Raw genomic sequence first — 20,779 nt, 5'->3', positions numbered from 1 at the left:
CCGTGGGGGTGCGGCGCTACACTGCTTTATGATAGTTGCCAAGCGTGCCATCGCACCGAAAGAGCCGATGAAAACTTGCTTACGCCTCTCGCTACCCGTGCTGCTTGCCTGCCTGGCCCTCCCTTCCGCGCGCGCGGCCGATGACGAGGCCTTCTGGGCCTTGTTGAAAGAGGGCGGGAAAGTGGTGCTGATGCGCCATGCGCAGACCGATGCCGGCATCGGCGATCCGCCCGGCTTTCTGCTGGACGATTGCAGCACCCAGCGCAATCTGTCGGCGCAGGGCCGCACCGAAGCGGTTCGTACCGGAGCGCGCTTGCGCAATCACGGCGTGCCTCTGGCCGAGGTGCTCTCGAGCCGCTGGTGCCGCTGCCTCGATACCGCGCGCTTTGCGTTCGGCCGCGCCGCACCGGCGCCGATGCTCGATTCGGTTTTCGACCGCTACTCCCCGAGCGAGGCGGCCAAGACGCGCGAGGTGCTGGCCTGGCTGGCCGGCCGCGTCAGGGCGGGCAGCCGCGACAACGTGGTGCTGGTTACCCACGCGGTCAATATCGACGCCCTGGCCGGCGTGTCGCTGGCCTCGGGCGAGATGGCCGTCGCCACGCTCGACGGCCCGCGCAAGCTGAAAGTGCTGGCGCGGGCGACGCCGGGACGCTAGTTAAAGCTCAAGCCGCCCGGGTTGGCGTTGGTGACCGTCTTCGCCTTCAAGTCCACCGTAAAATGGTCGCTCGGCTTGGCCGACCCGAGTCCCTTGAAGATCGAAAACACCTGCTTGAACTGGTCCTGGAACAGCACGTGGACCGGGTTCTGGTCCGACGGCTGGGACCCCACCCTGAGCGGCGCCGCCGGCTTGGCCGGAAACGCCGCCATCAGCACCTTGTACATGCGCACCCGCTCCGCGCCCATGTCGCGCAGGGCCAGTTCGCCCGCGTACACGGTACGATGGAAGTCGCCATGGAAGTCGTAGGCGCTGACGTTGGCAAAGTCGTCCAGTTTCAAGCCCGCCGCTGCCGCCAGCTTGGCGGCGCGAGCGGTGGCGTCGGCCCAGTCGGCGGCCAGCTGCGTGGCCGGCGCCGGCGTGCCTGCCACCGTTCCCTTGACCGCGCATGACGCGCTCAAAGGCACCACCCCCGGCGCGTCCTTCAACTGCGCCAGCGTGACCTTGGTCTCCAACTGCGACAGGATCAGCATCTGCTTCGCGTTCAGGCTTGTTGCGGCTTCCTTCATCTCGCACGGCCAGTATTCATCCATGAAGCGCAGGCGCGACAACTCGCCGAAATAGTAGCGCGTGAATTCGCCGTACGACCTGGTATCGAGGATGGCGTGGTTCCAGCGCTTTTTGATATCCGTCTCGGCGGTGCTGCCTTGCAGGTAGGCGTACTCGCTCTCGTACAGCGCAAACAGCTCGTTAAAGCGCGGCACGTTGGCCAGGGCCACTGTGCTCACATCGACCGTATCGGCGTCCTTGTAGGTGACGACCTTGTACGAAGCCCCGTACACGGCCAGCGACGGCGACTGCACGTTGACCAGGAAGTTACCCGCCGCATCCTGATAGTCGTTGGTGCCGTTGAAGTGCATGTGACCGCCCACGTGCAGGCGCAGGCCCGCCGCCGCCAGTGCCGCCGTGGTGGCCGCCGCCGGCACGCGCGCCGTCTGGAACGCGCCCGGCTTGAACACGGCTTTCATGGCGTCGGTCTGGTTGGCGTAAAAGTCCATGGTCGGGTAATGCGAGAAGGCCATCAGCTGCTTGCCTTCGGCCTTTGCGCGCGCGGTGACCGACTTGATCCACTCCATCTGGTGCCGCTTGTGCGTGAGGACCTTGTTCCAGCCCGCGTTGCCGGCGCCATCGAAACCCTTGAACGCCTTTGGGTTGGCCGGATTGAACGACGCGTTCGGGATAAATACATTGGCGTCGATCGACAGCAGCCACAAGCCCTTGACCGGTTCCACGAGATAGCTCGAATCGATGATGTCGCTGCACTTCGTGTAAGGCTTGCCGAGGGCTTTTTCGCCGTCGGCCCGGTAGATGCCGCCTTCGCCTTCGGCGCACATTTCGAACTGGCGGTTGCGCACGTCGCCGCTGACCATCGCGTCGGCGTAGCTGTATTTACCGCCCGGGTATTTGCTGAACGGGGTTTCCCAATGCAGGTCGGCCTTGTTAGGCATGTAGCCGAAGTCGGACAGCTGGGTAATCAGCTTTTCATAGCCCATCTCCAGCAGTTCATTAGTGCAGATCACGGTTGGATCCTTGGCCTTGCAGCCCGCGTTCCCGGTGGCGAACACCTTCTGCTCCTTGCCGTCACGGGTCAAAAAGTCGCTCTTCCCGGCTTCGTCATCGTCGTACGGTTCGTTGGGGTCGTGATTGCCCGGTGCGATAAAGAAGCGCATGCCCTTGGCCTGGTACTCGTGCAGGATGGCGCTGATGCCGTTGATGTTGATCGGCTGCGCATCGTCCGAATAGTCGCCCGGCAGCGCGACCAGGCGGATGCCCTTGGCGAAAGCGTCGTCGAGCGCGGCGCGGAAGGCGAAGTAGTTTTCGTTGAACAGGCGCGTCGAGGTGAGCTGCGCGTACATGGTGCGGATGGTGGCGTTCTTGCCGTCCTTGGTGGGAATGCCGCTGAACTGCGCGTTCTTGAAGTCGCCGTACACGTCTTCGAAGTGCACGTCCGTCATGAAGGCGACGCTGGGCGACGCGACCGGCGCGGGCGTGACGGCCGGTGGCACGACAGGGGCGGGCGCCGGCGCGGCGGCATGGTCGTCGTCGCTGCTGCAAGCTGCCAGCAGCAAGAGCGAGGCGGCGGCCAGGCCAAGGGACGGGCGAACGGAAGGTGTGATTCTCATGCATCGACTCCAGGAGTCCGGCGCGTGGCCGGGCGGGGTGGGGAAGCGCGCATTCTTGCATCGCAAAATGACCCGCTCATGACAGTCGCCTTGCGCAAGCGCGCGCGATGCGCAAGAATGGTCTTCTTTCAACGACACTGCCGGCACCCTGCGCTCCCGGCACGGCCTCCATGTTGCGTCCATCTCTTGCTGTATTTATCCGGCCGGCCCGCGCGATCGCGTTGCTGGCGCTTGGCGTGGCCGCCATGAGCGCGCACGCGACGCCGGCCAGCCAGTGCTTCGGCAGCGTGAGCAAGGGACGGCTCGACGGCGGCGTCAGACTGCCGGTGTCGGGGGCGAATTTTTCCGCCTACAGCGCGCAGGCGATTGCCGCCGGCCGCACCCATGTGCATGCAACGGTGGCGCGCATCTTGGCCGATGCGTACATGCGCGCGCAGGTGTCGGCGCCGTCCGCCAGGTACGTGTACGGCGAGACCGGCATGGCCGGCGGCGGGCCGTTCGCACCGCACAAGACTCACCAGAACGGGCTGTCGGTCGACTTCTTCGTTCCGGTGCGCGATGCGCGTGGCGTGGCGGCGTCGCTGCCCAGCAGCGCGCAAAACCGCTACGGCTACGATATCGAATTCGACGCCGATGGCCGCTACCAGGACTACCGCATCGACTTCGCCGCCTACGCCGAGCACCTGTACCAGCTCGACGCGGCCGCCAGGGCGCACGGCGCCGCGCTGGGGCTGGTGATTGTCGACCCGCGCTTCATGCCGGCGCTGCTGGCCACCGCGCGCGGGCCGTGGCTGCGAACGCACATCCCGTTCATGAAGGGCAAACCGTGGGTGCGCCACGACGAGCATTTTCATGTCGACTTCAAGCTCGCCTGCGCGCCGCTTGGCGCCGCACCCGCAAGCCGCCGGCCATGACGAGCGCCACGCCGCGAGCCCAACTGCCAACCCCGGTGTCAGGTCTGACATTCGGACACGAGCCCAACCGCCAACCCCGGTGTCAGGTCTGACATTCGGACACGAGCCGAACTGTAATGTGATGTGAAATTGATCAGAAGCGGCGCGGCGTGGGAGTGTGACCGTTGCAATCCAATTGCTCAGGTCGTGTCTGAATGTCAGACCTGACACCGGCGGTATTGCTCAGGTCGTGTCCGAATGTCAGACCTGACACCGGTGGTGGACACCGGTGGTGGATACCGGCGGCGAATGATTGCCGCAACGGCAAAGACGCCGCCGACAGGAAGATACGCTCACAAGTTGTGGCCGAAAACTCACGAGGCAGGCACTTACGCATCGCCTGTCGGAATGTTTACTTTCTTCTATGACACGGAAATGATACCCTGCGCTATTATGCGAAAAACATCATTGCCTCCGCCGCCAGTCATCATCGACACATTATGAACAAGAAAAAGTTGGGAATCATCGCTGCGGGCGTCGCCCTGTGCGCCGCCGCCGTGGCCGGCTATGCCGTGTTCGGCTGGAAGAAGACGCAACACGGCAAGGGCCTCAACCTCGATCTGTCGCAGCCCGACGCGCTGATCGTCACCAAAAGCCTGTCGTCGCTGCCGCGCGACCTGCTCGCCATTCCGCTGGCGCGCGACGTGCTGCGCGAGGATTTCGTGTTTTACTATGAGCAGAACGGCGACAAACTGGGCTTGCAGGGCGCCTTGCGCCGCATCGCCTACGAACATGAACTGGGCTGGGGCGACCAGTTGATCCGCACGGTGCTCGACGAGCCGGCCGACGTGGCCCTGTGGCGCGAGGAAGATGGCTCGCTCAAGCACTTCGCCATCGCCGTCTCGCGCAACAGCATGACGCGCTTGCTCGAACAAGCCGGCAAGGTCGCGCTCAAGGACACGCAGATGAAACTGGCCGGCGACATCCGCGTCGATGGCGACAAGGTCGCGATGTACTCGCTCAATTACGCTCACAAGCGCACCTTGCTGATCGGTGCGCGCGGCACGCGCATGGTCATCCTGTCCGATCCGGGCATGCTGTTCGACGACAAGGGCAAGGCCGACGGCAAAGCCGAAACCACGGTGGCCAACCTGCTCGCCGCCGATCCCAAAAAACAGCAGGCGCTCCGTCAGCAGTTCCAGCTCGACGCCCAGCCGGTCGATGGCCATAGCGTGGCGGTCAAGGCCGACGTGCTGGCCTTCGGCTATCAGCCGTTCTTCGGCGCGCTTGACGCCTTGCGTTTCGATTTTGCCAAAGGCCAGTGGCAGACGCGCGCACTGGTCGACGCCGGCAAGCTGGCCGCCGGCGGTTACGACAACCGCGCCCTGTGGCCGGTGCTGCCGCATAACCCGGCCGCCTGCTTCGCGCTGCCGGCCGATTGGGCCGCCATGGCGTCGGTGCTGGGCGATGTCGACGCGTCGTCGAATGTGACGCCGCTGTCGGAACAGTTGACCGGCCCTGCCGCCGTCTGCTGGTACGGCACCTCGCGCCTGTACACGCCGCTGGTGGTGGCGACCCGCAAGGCGGGCGGCAACGACGAGCTGTATGGGGCGCTGTTCGCAGCCGCCATCGGCAACAAGAAAAGCGGCGCGGTGCAAAAGTCGGCCGGCCCGAATGGCGCTGTTCTTTGGCAGCGCGAAGTCGCCACCGGCATCGGTGCCCAGCATCCGACCCTGGCGCTGAGCGGCCTGACCGTGCTGTTTTCGCCGGACCGCAAGCTGGTCGAACAGGCGCTGGCCGTGAGCCGCAAGCAGGCCCCGGCGATTGCCGACCGCCTTAACGATCCGTCGCGCACAGTGGGCCTGATCGCGCCGGCCGCGCTGGCCGAATTGATCCGCAAGGAAGCCTTCGACGCGCTGCCGTCCGCGCGCGAACCGGTGCTGCGCGCCGCCGCCGACGCGCACCTGGTGCCGCGTTTGAACGCGCTCAAAAAATATCCGCCATACCGCCTCGTGCTCAAGTCGCTGCCCGCCAGTGGCGTGAGCTGGCAGCCGGTCGAGTGGCAGGCACTGGATAAATGATGGCTGTCACCCGCCGTCACCTGCTGGGACTTGCCGCCGGCTGCGCCATGCTGCCGTGGGCGAACGCGCTCACGGGCGCGCCGGCGGCCGCCATGCCGGCTTACCTGTCCAAGGCGCAAAGCCGCGCCTTCCAGGCGTGGATGCTGCGCATCGTGAACGCGCAGATGGAGCAGGGCCCGTCGCCGCGCTGGCAGCACCGCGACTGCGCGGGCCTGGTGCGCTTTGCCGTGAACGAGGCGCTCACCGTGCACGACGCCAAATGGATGCGCGCCAACGGCATCGGCAGCGACCGGCAACTGCCGCCCGAACTCGATCTCACGCCCGCGCAGAAAGCCCTGCGCAACCGCTGGGTGCAGACCGGCGGCACGGTTGGCCACTACGTCTCGGCCATCGGCCTGGTACAGAACAACAGCCGCTTCATCGGGCGCGACCTGAATCAGGCGCAGCCCGGAGACCTGCTGTTTTTCGACCAGGGCGACGAACACCATCTGATGGTCTGGATGGGCGCGCGCATCGCTTACCACACCGGCACCGTCACCCCGAACGACAACGGACTGCGTACCGTTGATGTCCCACAACTCAAAACCTGGAAGGACACGCGGTGGCAACCAGCGGTCGACAATCCCAATTTCGCCGGCATGTTCCGGCTGGCGTTTTTAACATGAACAATCCAATCACGCGCGCCCTGGCGCTGCTGGTGCTGCTGTGCGGCTTGCTGCCCGCACTTGCGCCGGCCCAGGAAACCGACGCACCGGTAGCCGCGCCGGCCGAAGCGGGCACCGCGCCGTCGGGCACCAATTACGCGAGCTTCAAGGGCGAACCGTTTTTCCTGCTGTCCGACGCGGCCTATGGCAGCGGCGAGGTGGCCAAGGTACGCCTGGAAGTGCCGGGACGCGATTTTGCGCGCTCGAATCTGGAGCAGTACGGCGGCGTCGACGTGCTGGTGTACCGGGTTCCCGAGCCGCTCGAGTTCCTGAAAAAGCAGCGCAATCTGCACCGTGTTCAGGTCAGCGGCAATTACAAGGGCGAGGGCTTGCTCAATACCCTGACCATGCTGTGGGACCGCTGGTGGAAGCAGTCGCGCATGGCCTGGCGCAAGCTGTTTTCGAGCGAGGCGCGCGAGGCGGTCACCAGCGCCCAGCCCAAGCTGGCCACCAGCGAGGCGATCACGCGTCCGGTGCCGTTCCGCCAGCAGCCGCAGTACGAACCGCTCAAGGGCTACGACCTGGTCGACCGTTTCCGCTATCCGGTCTGGGAGGCGAAGATGATCACGCCGCCGACCGGCATCAAGATGGAAGGTTCGAGCAGCGAATTCATGACCAGCAGCGCCGGCAACGTGATGATCCCGATCGGCCAGCGCAAGCCGGGCCTGTACCTGGTCGAGGCGATCATCGGCGAACACCGCGCCACCACCCTGGTGTTCGTGTCGGACACGATGGCCATTACCAAGGTGTCGGCCAACCAGATGCTGGTGTGGGCCGCGCGGCGCGACAACGGCGCGGCGGTGCCGGACGTCGATGTCACCTGGACCGACGGCAGCGGCGTGCTGCAATCGGGTCGCACCGGCGCCAACGGCGTCGTCTCGCTTGACCGCGGCAGCCCGGAACATACCTATGTGATGGGTGAAGACCGCAGCGGCGGCGTGTTCGTGTCCGAGAATTTTTACTACGACAGCGAAATCTACAACACCAAGGTGTACGCCGTCACCGACCGGCCGCTGTACCGCCCGGGCGATGAAGTCAACGTCAAGTTCATCGGCCGCGAATTCACCGGCGCACGCGCCTCGCAGGCGGCTGTAACGGCGCCGCTGGCGCTCACGGTGTTCGACCCGAACGGCACGCCGCTGCTGACGCAGTCGCTGCAACTGACGGGCGACACCGGCAGCGACACGCGCTTCCGTCTGCCCGACAACGCCGGCGCCGGCGGCTACGAGCTGCGTTTCACCTACCGCGACACCCAGTACGGCGCCGCTTTCCGCGTGGCCGACTACGTCAAGCCGCACTTCGAGATCAACCTGGTGCCGTCCAAGGCCGACTTCAAGACCGGCGAGGACGTCAAGGGCCGCATCGAACTGCGCTATCCGGACGGCACGCCGGTCGCCAAAGCCAGCCTGTCGCTGTCCCTGCGCGCCCAGAAGAATGCCATGGTCGAAGGCGAATTGCGCTACAGCGGCGCATTCCCGGTCGAACTGAAAACCCAGGAACTGGTCAGCGACGGCAAGGGCAACGTCGATTTCGTCCTGCCGCAGGCCAAGGACCCGTCGCGCTACATTCTCACCGTGCTGGCCTCGGACGGCGCGGCCTATCGCGTCCGCAGCACGCGCGAACTGATGATCGAGCGTTCGGCCAGCCAGTACACGCTCAAGGCGCAGCGGCGCTTTTCCGCGCCCGGTGAAACGGTACGCTTCGACGTCGCGGCCGAGGCCACGGCAGGCGCCAAACCGGTGCGCTGGGAGATGATCCAGTTAGAGAAGCAGACCAGGACCGAGGGCGTGTTCGACGCATCGAAGCCGACCTGGGATGTGAACTTCCCGGCATCGGGTTCGTATCAACTGAGCCTGCGCGACGCCCAGAACAACCTGGTCGGCGGCACCAGCCACTGGGTCAGCGGCCAGGGCCTGGCGGCCACGCCGGGCAGCATCGAGATTGTGCTTGACCATGAACGCTACCGCGCCGGCGACACCGCCGAGGCGCTGATCACCTTCGCCGACCCGGTCGACCAGGCCTTGCTGACGCTCGAGCGCGACAAGGTCGAACAGGTTGGCCTGCTGACCGCCGGCGCCGACTGGATCAAGCCGGTGCGCGTTGCGCCCAACCAGTGGCGCGTGAAAATCCCCGTCAAGGACGACTACGGCCCGAACATCACGTTTTCGGTGGCGTACACGCGCAAGGGCGACTTCGTGTTCCAGAACGCCGGTATCCAGATCGTGGAACCGCGCATCGCGCTGCAGTTCAAGACCGACAAGGAAGTCTATCAACCGGGCGAGAAGGTCACCATCGACGTCACCGCGCAGATGGATGGCAAGCCGGTGTCGACCCTGGTCACGCTGGGCGTGGTCGACGAAATGATCTACGTGCTGCAGCCGGAGATCGCGCCCGACATCGGCGACTTCTTCTACCACCCGCGCCGCAACAACGTCCGTACCACGGCCAGCCTGTCGTTCATCAGCTACGACATGGCCGCCGGGCGCAGCGCCGGCGCTCCCGCGCGCCACAACTACAACGAGCGTGGCGTCAAAGTGCTGGAACGTCCGCGCCGTGACAACGTCGATACGGCCCTGTGGGCACCCGCGCTCAAGACCGATGCCGACGGCCGCGCGCGCGTCACCTTCACCATGCCCGACGCGCTGACGCGCTGGCGCATCACCGGCCGCGCCATGGATGCGCAGGGGCGGGTAGGCCAGCGCAGCGGCTATCTGCGCTCGGACAAGAACTTCTTCGCCAAGTGGACCGCGCCGGACTGGATGCGCGTGGGCGACGCTCCGCAGGCGTCGGTAGCGGTATTCAACCAGACCGCCAGCGACCAGGCCATTGAAGTCACGCTCACCGCCGGCAGCGTCGTCAAGACCGAGAAGATCACCGCCCGCCGTGGCGTGAACTACGTGCAGTTCCCGCTGCCGGCCTATAGTGGTCCGATGCGCCTGGAAGTCAAACAGGACGGCAAACTGGTCGACGCGCTCGACACCGATGTGCAGGCATTGCCCGCCGCCTGGAACAGCCCGCGCACCCTGAGCGTTCCGCTGACCGGCGCCACCGTGCCGGTCACCTTGCCGGCGGACGCGCGCAATATCCGCGTCTCGTTCGCCAGCGGCGCGGCCAGCCACTTCGCGCGCATCGCCGACGACCTGATCGAGTATCCGTACGGCTGCGTGGAGCAGACATCGAGCCGCCTGATTCCGCTGGCGCTCGGATTGCAGAATCTCGGCCCCGAAGCCGGCCCGGTTCAACTGCGCCTTCTGAACACCTTGCAGGCGCAGCGCCTGCGGCTGGTGTCGATGGCCGGTCCGGAAGCGCAGTTCGGCTGGTGGGGCAATGCCACCGCCGGCAATTCGCTGATGACGGCTTACGCTTACTACGCCGACTGGTACGCTGCGCGCGCGCTGCGCATCGAGATGCCGCCCGAGCACTGGCAAGGTTTGCTGGCCATGTACGGCAAGGAAGGCCTGAAGGAGCCGGTGCTGCATCGCGCACTGACCCTGTGGCTGGCGCAGGAAATGGGCTTGCCGGTCAAGACGCTGGCCTCCGGCCTGGCCGACGAACTGGCCAAGACAAAACTCGACGCCAGGCCGGCCGCGCTGGCGCCGACCAGCAGCATGCTGCTCACCGCCGAAAGCGGCAACTCGCAGGCGCTGACCTTGGCGCTGCTGTCGGTGATCGCCGCCAGCGATGGCGTGACGCTCGCTCCCGAACTGGAAGAGCAGGTCGGCGCCGCGTGGACCACCTTGCGCGCAAACCCGGCGCCGCTGGCGCAAGCCTTGCTGATGCTGGGCGGGCAGCTGCCCGCCAGCCAGGCGGACGCCGTGCTTGGCGCCGTGCGCGCCGACATGCCGACCCTGGACCGCGCGCTGACCCTGGTGTGGGTGCAGAAGAAGCTGGGCGGCCCGCCGGGGCCGAAAGATGCGGGCGTTGCGCTCTCCGGCACCTGGCAGAAGACCGCCAGCCCGCTCGGCCAGGCCTTGTTCCGCTGGCAGCCGGCCAAGGGCGTGCCAACGCAGTTGCAGCTGCTTGAGGCGCCGCCGGCCAACACGGTCGCCATCATCCAGTACGACAGCCGGGAAGCGGAAACGCACGCGCTGCCGGTCAGGATCGAACGGCGCCTGATGCGCATGGAGCAGAAGGACAACACCTTCAACCCGGTGCCGGTCAAGAACGGCGAGGCGCTGCGCACCGACGCGCTGTACATGGATGAAATCACGCTCACGCCGGCGGCCGGTGCGAAGTACCGCTATGGCTTGCTGGAAGTGGCGCTTCCGCCGGGCGCCTCGGTCGAGGCGACCACCTGGGGCATGACGCTCGCCGGCGAGAAAAAGGAAGCGCTGGAAGCCGCGCGCCATGAATCGCGCCGCGAAGGCTATGTGGTGCCGGTCGAGCCGCTGGCCGAACCGGTGCGCCTGCGCCACCTGCTGCGCTTTGCGCAAAAAGGCAGTTACGTGCTGCCGCCGGCCCGCTACTACCGCATGTACCAGCCCGAAAACAAGGCGCTGGAAGGCGAGGGCAAGACCATGCACACGCTGAAGGTCGAGTAATGCCGGCATGGCTGTCACGCGGATGCGCCATGGCGCTGGTGCTGTACGCACCGCTGGCGCCGGCGGCCACGCTCGATGTGGCGTGGTGGCGCGACGGCCAGCTCACCGCGCTGCAGCTGGACGACAAGGGCGGCAGCCGCCGCGCCCAGTTCGACGGTGCGCGCCAGGTGCCGCTGGGCAGCCTGTGGAAGCTGTTCGTGTATGTCTACGCGATCGACAAGAAAGTACCGACGCCGGACTACGCCTGCGGCGGGCAAAAGAACGAGGAAGTGTATTGCTGCACCTCGGGTAAAAGTGTCGGGCGCGACCTGGCGCTGGCGCAGTCGTGCGGCCTGTTTTTTTCGCCCTCCCGGCTGATGCTCACACGCGGCCCGTGGCAGCAATACTGGAGCGAGCGGCTCGGGCGCGCCGCGAGCGGCGAATACGACTGGCTGGCCGACCCGTCGAACCTGGCGCCGGAACGCCTGGTCAGCCTGCGCAGCTTGATGGTGGCGCTGGCGAGCATTCCGGCCCACAGCCGCAAGGACGCAGAGTCGGCGCTGCTGCACGTGGTACTGGGCGCGCGCGGCGTGAACACCGCCAGCTGGTTCGGCAGCCGGCTGCGCGTGAAAACCTACTCGTGGCATCACCCGCAGCGCACGAGCGAACGGCTGGGCGGCGCAGCGGGATGGCTGGCCGACGGCACGCCGCTCTGGTTCGGCGGTGCCGACACCAGCAGCCGCATCCTGGAAAAATGGGCGCCGCGCCTTGCCAGCACCTTGCCTGCGGCGCAGACACCGTTTGATGCAGGCTGCGTTGTCGTTGATTACTTCGCGCGCTACCCGATCAAGAGCGTGACGGCAGGGCGCAGCGCCGCCGTGCCGGGACTGTTGAACGGGCCGTACCAGGTGCGCTTCGAGAATGGCCGCAGCCTGGCGTTTTTCAGCCAGAACGACATGGTGCTGGCGCGCGATGCGCAGGGCCGCACGCGCCTGACAGGCCGCTTCGGCGTCAACGAATACGTGGCGCGCGTGATCGACCGCGAAGGCGGCACCAGCGCGCCGGAGGCAGCCAAGGCGCTGGCGGTGGCGGCGCGCACCTACCTGCAGCAGAATGCGCAGTGGGCCGAGGGTTGCCAGCGCATCGCCGACAGCAGCGCCACGCAGCGCGTCGCTCCGCAGCCGGCCAGTGTGGCGGCGCGCGCCATCGCCAACTGGACCGACCAGCTGGTGCTGTCGGGCGTGAACGTGCGCTATCACGCCGATACGGCCTCGAAAGACACGATGGCGTGGAGCGAGGCCGTGGTGCAGGCGGGGCGGGGGATGCGTTTCGACGCCATCCTGACGGCGGCCTATCCGGGCGCAGACCTGAGCACGCTCTCGGGCGGCGACTCGCAGCAGTGCGTGCGTCTGCCCGGCGCGCAGGCGTGGCTGGCACGCGAGCTGCCGCAGTGGGAACGCGTGCTGCGCAAGCAGGCGGGTTACGAAACGCCGCTTGACCTGCCTGCGGTGTGCCACCTGGCGCGCGGCACGCCGTATTCTGAGCAGTCGCGCAACCGGATTTATGTTCGCGGCCTGGCCAGCCGCGAGGACCGCATCACGCTGGCGCACGAATTCCTGCACCTCGGCCTGCGCAATCACCCGAGCGGGCAGGATGAAATCCTGGTCGAACAACTGGCGCGGCGCCTGGTCGATGCGCGCCTGGAAGCGCATCAATAATCCAACCAAACCTGATCATGAAAATACTGCTGATACCCGCACTGCTGCTGTCCACCGCCGCCCTGGCCCAGGTGAAGATCGACTCGCCCAACAGCGGCTGGCGCAATTCCAAGGGCGCCAAGGAGGCCTACACGCAGGACGTGAACTATCCGGCGGCGTCGGTCAGCGTGCAGGATGGGCAAAGTCCGACGGCCGAAATTCGCGGGCGCATCGCCGGCAAGGGCAAGAGCAAGCCGGCCACCCTGGTGGTCAACGGCGTGGCGATGCCGATGGCGGTGCAGGAAGACGGCAGCTTTGCGCGCCCGTATGCCTTCGGACGCGGATCGAACAGCGTCGAAGTGCGCTCGCCCGACGGCAAGGCGCGCAGCCGCAGCCAGTTCCTCGATTCGTACGCCGGCAAGACCGCCTCGCGCCTGCGCGTGGTGCTGTCGTGGGACAGCGACGGCACCGACGTCGACCTGCACGTGGTCGCGCCCGACGGCGGTCACTCGTGGTACGGCAGCCGCGTCATGCCCAACGGCGGCGCGCTCGATGTCGACGTCACCACCGGGTACGGGCCGGAGATCTTTTCGAGCGCCGCGCCACCGAAGGGGAACTATCACGTGTACGTGAACTACTATGGGGCCGGGCAGGACACCGGCATCCTGACGGTGGCGCAGGTGGCGATCATCACCAACGAAAATTCTCCGAACGAGCGGCAGGAAGTCGTCCGCGTGCCATTGCGCGCGCCGGGTGAGCTGACATTGGTGAAGTCGTTCGTTTATCCCTGACCGGAGCACTCGCATGGACCTGATGGAAAACGACCAATACGACGCGCTGGAAGACGCCATCATCGCGATGACGCCGGAGGAGGCGCTCGCCTGTTTGCTGCCGCTGGCCGAATCGGGCAATGCGGCGGCGCAGTGCCTGCTGGCCGATTCGTACGATCTGGGCGATGTCGGTCCACGCGATCCCGGCAAGGCGATCCACTGGTACCGGAAGGCGGCGGCGCAAGGATTCATGCGGGCTGAATATTTTTTGGGTAGCATGCTCGCATCGGGTATCGGCGCCGAACGCGACGTGGCCGAGGCCAGCTACTGGCTGCGGATCGTCGCGGACAAAGGCGACAGCGCCGCGCAATTTAGCTTGGCCGAACTGCTGCTCGCCGACGGCAGCGATGATCCCTCGCGCTTGGCGCAGGCGACTGCGTGGTTAACGTTGTCCGCCGCACAAGGCAACGAGCAAGCCGCCGCGCGTCTCGCCACGCTCCGAAAACAACGCCCTTCATCGGCGCTTTGACAGTTTTTGAACGGCATGTAAAACTGTCGTCAGGAAATACGATCCTGGCTGCGCACCGACCGCGCCAGTCTTCTGACGAATTGGAGTGCAAGTGAGTACTGCAGCATGGATCTACGATGCCAGCATCGTTATCAGGAACGCCCGGCAACCGGCGGCGTTCAACGCGATTCGCACGTCGTTCGAAGGTTGCGATTCCTTTTTCGCCGAACGCGCACGCGCCGAACGCGACTTCCCGGCCTTCCTTGAATCGATCGGCTTCACCAGCCAGCGCCAGGAAGGCGCGCTGCTGATCGACGGCGGCGATATCGACATCATCACCAACTGGCTGATTCGCCTGTTCGATACGCTCGGCCCCTTCGTCGAACCAGGCGGTGTGCTGGAGATTCGCGACGAAGAAGGCGAGCAGATGACGTTCTGCTACGACGGCAAGCAGATGGATATCGAATTCAGCGAGTAATGCAAGGTGGCTCCGCGCCGCTTTATGCTACATTGGCACCCCCTGAATTTTGAAGGAGTGCCACGCCATGCCACCGAACCCCGACATCGCCTCGATCCGCGCCGACCTGCTCGACGAGATGGCTGCCTATATGGAACGCTGCGCCGAAGACCCTGACCACGAGCCCCCGTACGGCAAGGCCGAAATCGACCAGTGCGCGAGCATTCTCGACGCGTACACCGCTGCCATCGACAAGCTCCCCAAGCCTGCCGAGCGCGCAGCGATCATGAAAGAAGTTGAACGCGTCGTCGTGGCGCTCAATGAGTTCGACGAACGCTGCGGCGGCATCATCGAGACCGAGGAGCGCGAAAAACTGTGCGACATCATCTACCTGCTTGCCAAGGACGCCGGCCTGGAAGCCGACGAAGACATCACCGAACAATGGCGCGACTGGTAAATACGCCGGCGCTGACGCGCCCGACGCGCGCAACCTTGCAATTTATATAGTCCAGTTCTATACTTCGCCGGTAGTCAAGCTTCTGGTTCTGGCAAACGATCGTTTGCCGGATTAAATGGGAAGCCGGTGCGCTCCTTCATGGAGCAAAGCCGGTGCTGCCCCCGCAACGGTAAGCGAGTCAAGGATGTGCATCACGCCACTGTGCAAAGCATGGGAAGGCGCATATCCGGGAAGTGGGCTTTTGCCCCGCCACTCGCCAGCCCGGAAACCAGCCGAAGCGGTAAGTCGTTTGTATCGCGGAGGGCGATCCAGGTGGATCGCTGCGTACCGCACCCATCTCACGTTCCTTCTCCCAGTACAAGCCCCCGGTTGCCGGCCATGGCAAGACGCGCGCGTCTGCATTGGCCTGGCTCTATGCGCAGTGCTTTAGGAAGGAATGCCATGTCGTCGATCCACAGCGTCACCCCCACCTTTGACGAACAAGTCCCGTTTGCCGCCATCAAGGAACGCATCGTGCAAGCCATGTGCGCCGCCAGCCTTGGCGCCGTGCTGCTGTTCGGCGCCGGCTTCGCCTCCATGGAAACGCTGCACAACGCGGCGCACGACAGCCGTCACTCGGCCGGCTTTCCATGTCACTGATTCGCACCGCGCCCGCAGCGGGCCTGGGCACCTTTAACCGCATCATCGCCAGCGCGGCGGCGGCCGGCATCCTCGCCGGCCTGCTGCTGACCGGCGTGCAGCAGGTGCAGGTGGCGCCCATCATCCTCCAGGCCGAGGTGTTCGAGAGCGCCGCGCCGAAGGCACTGGAAGTGGCCCCAACGCACAGCCACGCCGACGCCACGCCGCACGAGCATGCGGACGATGGTGCCCACGAAGGCGCGCATGAACACGGCGGCTGGCAGCCGGACGACGGTCTTGAGCGCACCTTCTATACGGCGCTGGCCAATATCAGCGCCGGCGTCGGTTATGCGCTGCTGCTGGCGGCGGCCATCAGCCTGTATGGCCGCACCAGCAACTGGCGCGCGGGCCTGCTGTGGGGCGCCGCCGGCTACACGGCGTTTTTTGTGGCGCCCTCGATCGGTTTGCCGCCCGAGCTGCCCGGCACCGTCGCCGCGCCGCTGCTGGCGCGCCAGCTGTGGTGGACCGCCACCGTCGCCGCCAGTGCCGGCGGGCTGGCGCTGCTGGTCTTCGCCAGGAGCTGGCCGCTCAAGATCGGCGGCGCCTTGATGCTGCTGGTGCCGCACCTGGTCGGGTCGCCCCAGCCGGCGGCCCATTCGAGCACTGCGCCGGCCGAGCTGGCACGCAGCTTCCTGTACGCGACCTTGTTGGCCAATGCCGCCTTCTGGCTGGCCATGGGCGCGCTGGCGGCTTACTTCTACAAGAAGTTCGGCTGACCGATGCGCACCCACGACCGGCACGTGTTCATGTGCGTCGGCCCGCGCTGCACAGAGAACGGCGTGCAGGCGCAGGCCGTTTTCGAACACATGGGCCGCGAAATCGACGCGCACCCGGAGCTGTGCGTCAAGCGCACCCGCACCCATTGCATGGTCGCGTGCCGCAATGAAGGGCCAATCGTGGTCGTGTACCCGGAAGGCGTGTGGTACCGGCGCGTCGACGAAGCGGCGGCCGGGCGCATCGTCGCCGAACACCTGATTGGCGGCAGGGAAGTGACCGACCTGATTTTCCATCGCATCGGCGAAGGCGACACACTCGTGGCGGACAATGACACCTGATTTTCCTCAAGGCCCGGCGCCCATCGCGCTGCTTACCCACGCATCGAACGACCTGACGGTATTGCACCACGCAGTCAGCCAGCTCCCGCCGGAGTTCGGCGCGGTGGCGGGCGTGAACCTGCAAGGACTCGACGCCGACGGCGGCGCCACGGCCCTGCTCGCGCGCGAGGTGCAGGGCGCGCGCATCATCATCCTGCGTGTGTTGGGACGACTCGGCAGCGTACCCGGTTTTGCGGATCTGGTCAGCCACGCGCGCCGCACCGGCCAGCACCTGATCGCGATCAGCGGCACCGGCGAGCCCGATCCCGAGCTGGCCGCGGTATCGACCGTCGCCCCCGATGTGCTGCAACAGACCCTCAATTACTTCCATTGCGGCGGTAGCGGTAACCTGGCGCAGTTGCTGCGCTATTTGTCCGACCACCTGCTGCTGACCGGCTTTGGCTACGAGAGCGCGCTGCCGTTGCCGGAACACGGCATTTACCATCCCGACCTGGCGCAGGGCGCCGGCATCGACGACTGGCTGGCGCTGCGCAAAGCCGGCGCGCCGAGTGCAGGCATCGTGTTCTACCGCGCGCACTGGATGAGCGGGAACACGCGCTTCATCGACGCGCTGCTCGATGCGCTGGAAAAGCGCGGCATGAACGTGCTGCCGGTGTTCACATCCTCCCTGCGCAGCGGCGCGGGCGGGGGCGCTTTGTCCGATTCCTTGCCTGATGCGCTGCGCTACTTCAGCGACGCGCGCGGCGTGCATATCGACGTATTGATCAACACGACCTCGTTTGCGATGGGTGAGATCACGCCGGGCGGCCCCACGCCGGCCGGCTGGTCGGTCGGCGTGCTGGAAACGCTGAACGTGCCGGTGCTGCAAGCGATCACCAGCGGCATGACCCTGCCGCAGTGGGAGCAGTCCGCGCGCGGCCTCAATCCGCTCGATACGGCCATGAACGTGGTGCTGCCCGAGTTCGACGGGCGCATCATCACCGCGCCGGTGTCGTTCAAGGCGCGCGCCGCCGGCCTGCAGGGCGACGCCGTCGAATACGAACCGGTGCCGGACCGGGTGGCGCGCGTGGCTGGCATCGCCGCGCGCTTTGCACGCCTCAAGCATGTGCCCAACGCCGAGAAGCGCGTTGCCTTCATGTTCACCAATTCGAGCAGCAAGGCTTCGCAGATCGGCAATGCGGTCGGGCTGGACGCCCCGGCCTCGCTGATGCGCATCCTGGACGCCATGCGCGCCGCCGGCTACGACGTCGGCCAGCCGCCTGCGGACGGCACCACCCTGATCCACGATCTGGTGGCGCGCTGTTCGTACGACCAGATTTACGTGACCACCGAGCAGTTGCGCAACGCCGCCGGCCGCGTGCCGGCCGCGCTGTACGCGCAGTGGTTCGCCGAGCTCACGCCCGACATGCAGGAAAAGATGAGCACCCAGTGGGGCGCCGCGCCGGGCGAAGCCTATGTGTGCGACGGCCATCTGGCGCTGGCGGGCATCGAATTGGGCAATACCTTCGTCGCGCTGCAACCGCCGCGCGGCTACGGCATGGACCCGGACGCGATCTATCACCAGAGCGACCTGCCGCCGACCCACCATTACTATGCCTTGTACCGTTGGCTGCGCGACGTGTGGCGCGCCGACGCCATCGTCCACGTCGGCAAGCACGGCACGATGGAATGGCTGCCCGGTAAAGGCGTGGGCCTGTCGCAGAACTGCTTCCCGGACGCCTTGCTGGGCGACCTGCCGCTGTTTTACCCGTTCATCATCAACGATCCGGGCGAAGGTTCGCAGGCCAAGCGGCGCGCGCACGCGGTCGTGCTCGACCACCTGACGCCGCCGATGACCACCGCCGATACCTACGGTGCGCTGGCGCAGCTCACGCAACTGGTCGACGAGTACTATCAGGTCGAAGTGCTGGACCCGGCCAAGCTTCCGCTCTTGCAGCAGCAGATCTGGGAACTGGTCAAGCAGACCAACCTGAATGCCGACCTGCAGGCGCGCCTGCTGCACCATAATCACGACCACGACCACGACCACGACCACGACCACGACCACGACCACGACCACGATCATGGGCACGGCCATCACCACCATCATGGCCACGATCACGATCATGAGCACGGCCACGATCATCACCATGAAGAAGACGGCGAACTGCCGGCCGCGCTGGCGTCGATGGGTGGCTCCGACGTGGCCCACCTGATCGAAGATCTGGACGGCTATCTGTGCGAACTGGGTTCTGCCCAGATCCGCGATGGCCTGCATATCCTCGGCGGTGGACCTGACGCCGAACAGATGCCGGCCATGCTGGTATCGCTCACGCGCCTGCCGAACCTGGATATTCCGGGCCTGCAAGCCGAGGTGTCGAAGCTGTTCGGCCTGACCATGGACCTGCTGCTCGATCAAAAGGGCCGCCGCATCAACGTGGCGCCCGCGCTGGCAAGGCTGGCGCAGTGCGCCGTGGTTACGCGCTCCGACGCGCTCGACGCCATCGACGCCCTGTGCCTGCGTTTGTTCACAGAACTGGCCGCGCGTGATTACCGGCCGGCCGGCATCGATGACGTGCTCAATCTGGTTTTCGCCGACATCGACGGCGATGCGGTCGCCGCGCCGCTGCTGCAACCGGCCGTGCGCGCCAAATCGAGCATGCTGTCGCAAATGGGCAAAGCGCGGCCGGTGCCCGCGCGCGCTGCTGTTTCACCCATCGCTCCGGTCGCACCGGTATTGAATCGCTTCGACGCGCTGCGCAAGGTGCTCGGTTTCGCGTGCGGCCAGCTGGTGCCGAACCTGGCACGCGCCACCGACGAAATCGACAACCTGATTAACGGCCTGTCGGGCGCATACGTGCCGGCCGGCCCGAGCGGCTCGCCCACGCGCGGCATGGCGCACATCCTGCCGACCGGCCGCAATTTCTATTCGGTCGACCCGCGCAGCGTGCCGTCGCAGTCGGCCTGGCGCGTCGGCCTGCAACTGGCGCACGAGGTACTGACGCGCCACGAGCGCGAAACCGGTGAATATCCCGAGAGCGTGGCCATCAGCATCTGGGGCACCAGCGCAATGCGCACCCACGGCGACGACGTGGCCCAGATCCTGGCGCTGCTCGGCGTGCGTCCGGTATGGCGCGCCGAAAGCCGCCAGGTAAGCGGGGTGGAAGTGATCCCGCTCGACGAACTGAAACGACCGCGCATCGACGTCACGACGCGCATCAGCGGCTTTTTCCGCGACGCGTTCCCGCAGCTGATCGACCTGATCGACGACGCCGTGAACACCGTCATCGCCCTCGACGAACCGCTCACGCACAACTTCGTGCGCAAGCACTACCTGGCCGAACTCGGAGGCTGGATCGAGCAGGGCCTGAGCCCGGAAGAGGGCGCGCGGCGCGCATCGTACCGTGTGTTCGGCGCCAAGCCGGGCAGCTACGGCGCCGGCATCCTGCCGCTGATCCAGCACAAGAACTGGGAAGCCGACGCCGATTTCGCCGAAGCCTACGTCAACTGGGGCGGCTACGCCTACGCGCGCGGCGAGCAGGGAGCCGACCAGCGCGACGCCTTCAAGGTGCGCCTGGCGGGCGTGCAGGTCGCCCTGCACAACCAGGACAACCGCGAACACGACATTTTCGACAGCGACGACTACCTGCAGTTCCACGGCGGGATGATCGCCACCATCCGTGCCCTGACCGGCCAGCAGCCGCGCCACTACTTCGGCGACAGCAGCGACCCGGCACGCGCGCAAGTGCGCGACCTGAAGGAAGAAACCCTGCGCGTGTTCCGCTCGCGCGTAGTCAATCCCAAATGGCTGGCCAGTATCCAGCGTCACGGCTACAAGGGTGGACTGGAACTGACGGCCACCGTCGACTACCTGTTCGGCTACGACGCCACGGCGCAGGTGATGGACGACTGGATGTATGAAGACGTGGCCCAGGCCTACGGCTTCGACGAAGACATGCAGCGCTTCCTGGAAGAAGCCAATCCATGGGCGCAGAACGCGATCGCCGAGCGCCTGCTGGAAGCGGCCAGCCGTGGCATGTGGGCCGAGCCGCGCCCGGAAACGCTGGCAAAGCTGCGCGAACTGTATCTCGATAGCGAAACCCTGCTTGAAGCACGCGGCGAAACGGCGCGCAATGGATAAG

The 20,779-nt window shown here is 66.0% G+C and carries 15 protein-coding genes and 1 riboswitch; of the genes, 14 read left to right on the top strand and 1 reads right to left on the bottom strand.

Annotated elements, in window-relative coordinates; translation table 11 throughout:
* Positions 1–67 precede the first annotated feature (67 nt).
* The gene (locus F2P45_RS01675; RefSeq protein ID WP_166870032.1) at positions 68–655 is read left to right on the top strand and encodes a histidine phosphatase family protein; all 588 of its coding nucleotides are present in this window, start codon (positions 68–70) and stop codon (positions 653–655) included.
* Here the strand turns inward: F2P45_RS01675 and F2P45_RS01670 are convergent.
* A complete protein-coding gene (locus F2P45_RS01670) occupies positions 652–2,838 on the bottom strand; it encodes a metallophosphoesterase family protein (RefSeq protein ID WP_223164655.1) in 2,187 nt (728 codons plus the stop codon). The genes F2P45_RS01675 and F2P45_RS01670 overlap by 4 nt on opposite strands.
* Positions 2,839–3,008: 170 nt before the next feature.
* Here F2P45_RS01670 and F2P45_RS01665 point away from each other — a divergent pair, with 170 nt between their 5' ends.
* The 13 genes from F2P45_RS01665 to F2P45_RS01605 all read left to right on the top strand — a co-directional run bounded on the left by F2P45_RS01665 (position 3,009) and on the right by F2P45_RS01605 (position 20,778).
* A complete protein-coding gene (locus F2P45_RS01665) occupies positions 3,009–3,752 on the top strand; it encodes a penicillin-insensitive murein endopeptidase (RefSeq protein ID WP_166870031.1) in 744 nt (247 codons plus the stop codon).
* 479 nt (positions 3,753–4,231) lie between these two features.
* A complete protein-coding gene (locus F2P45_RS01660; RefSeq protein WP_166870030.1) occupies positions 4,232–5,812 on the top strand; it encodes a DUF2138 family protein in 1,581 nt (526 codons plus the stop codon).
* The gene (locus F2P45_RS01655; protein WP_187367129.1) at positions 5,812–6,477 is read left to right on the top strand and encodes a DUF1175 domain-containing protein; all 666 of its coding nucleotides are present in this window, start codon (positions 5,812–5,814) and stop codon (positions 6,475–6,477) included. The genes F2P45_RS01660 and F2P45_RS01655 overlap by 1 nt, the downstream gene beginning before the upstream one ends.
* Complete coding sequence (locus F2P45_RS01650; RefSeq protein WP_166870028.1) at positions 6,474–11,057, top strand: alpha-2-macroglobulin family protein; 4,584 nt, start codon at positions 6,474–6,476, stop codon at positions 11,055–11,057. The genes F2P45_RS01655 and F2P45_RS01650 overlap by 4 nt, the downstream gene beginning before the upstream one ends.
* 29 nt (positions 11,058–11,086) lie before the next feature.
* Positions 11,087–12,754, top strand: coding sequence for a DUF2300 domain-containing protein (locus F2P45_RS01645; RefSeq protein ID WP_166870027.1), 1,668 nt, complete (start codon positions 11,087–11,089; stop codon positions 12,752–12,754).
* Positions 12,755–12,771: 17 nt separating this feature from the next.
* Positions 12,772–13,524 (top strand): YfaP family protein, encoded by a 753-nt coding sequence (locus tag F2P45_RS01640; protein ID WP_166870026.1) that lies wholly within the window; start codon positions 12,772–12,774, stop codon positions 13,522–13,524.
* 13 nt (positions 13,525–13,537) lie between these two features.
* Positions 13,538–14,032, top strand: a complete 495-nt coding sequence (locus F2P45_RS01635; protein ID WP_166870025.1) for a tetratricopeptide repeat protein — start codon at positions 13,538–13,540, stop codon at positions 14,030–14,032.
* A 91-nt stretch (positions 14,033–14,123) separates the two neighbouring features.
* Positions 14,124–14,489, top strand: coding sequence for a hypothetical protein (locus tag F2P45_RS01630; protein WP_166870024.1), 366 nt, complete (start codon positions 14,124–14,126; stop codon positions 14,487–14,489).
* A gap of 67 nt (positions 14,490–14,556) precedes the next feature.
* Positions 14,557–14,925: a hypothetical protein gene (locus F2P45_RS01625; protein WP_166870023.1), complete on the top strand. Its 369-nt coding sequence runs from the start codon at positions 14,557–14,559 to the stop codon at positions 14,923–14,925.
* 66 nt (positions 14,926–14,991) lie between these two features.
* A riboswitch (cobalamin riboswitch) is annotated at positions 14,992–15,216 on the top strand.
* A 150-nt stretch (positions 15,217–15,366) separates the two neighbouring features.
* Positions 15,367–15,564, top strand: a complete 198-nt coding sequence (locus F2P45_RS01620) for a CbtB domain-containing protein (protein ID WP_166870022.1) — start codon at positions 15,367–15,369, stop codon at positions 15,562–15,564.
* Positions 15,555–16,319 carry a CbtA family protein gene (locus tag F2P45_RS01615; protein ID WP_166870021.1) on the top strand — a complete coding sequence of 255 codons (765 nt, stop codon included), beginning with the start codon at positions 15,555–15,557 and terminating at the stop codon, positions 16,317–16,319. Before F2P45_RS01620 ends, F2P45_RS01615 begins: the two co-directional genes overlap by 10 nt.
* Positions 16,320–16,322: 3 nt before the next feature.
* On the top strand, positions 16,323–16,658 hold the full coding sequence (locus F2P45_RS01610) for a (2Fe-2S) ferredoxin domain-containing protein (RefSeq protein WP_166870020.1): 336 nt from the start codon (positions 16,323–16,325) through the stop codon (positions 16,656–16,658).
* Positions 16,648–20,778, top strand: a complete 4,131-nt coding sequence (locus F2P45_RS01605; RefSeq protein WP_187367123.1) for a cobaltochelatase subunit CobN — start codon at positions 16,648–16,650, stop codon at positions 20,776–20,778. Before F2P45_RS01610 ends, F2P45_RS01605 begins: the two co-directional genes overlap by 11 nt.
* Position 20,779: the final 1 nt, after the last annotated feature.

The sequence above is a fragment of the Massilia mucilaginosa genome, from assembly GCF_011682145.1.
Taxonomy (GTDB): Bacteria; Pseudomonadota; Gammaproteobacteria; order Burkholderiales; family Burkholderiaceae_D; genus Telluria_A; species Telluria_A mucilaginosa.
The sequence above is the reverse complement of the archived record's forward strand: the minus strand, read 5'-3'. Positions and strand labels throughout refer to the sequence as shown.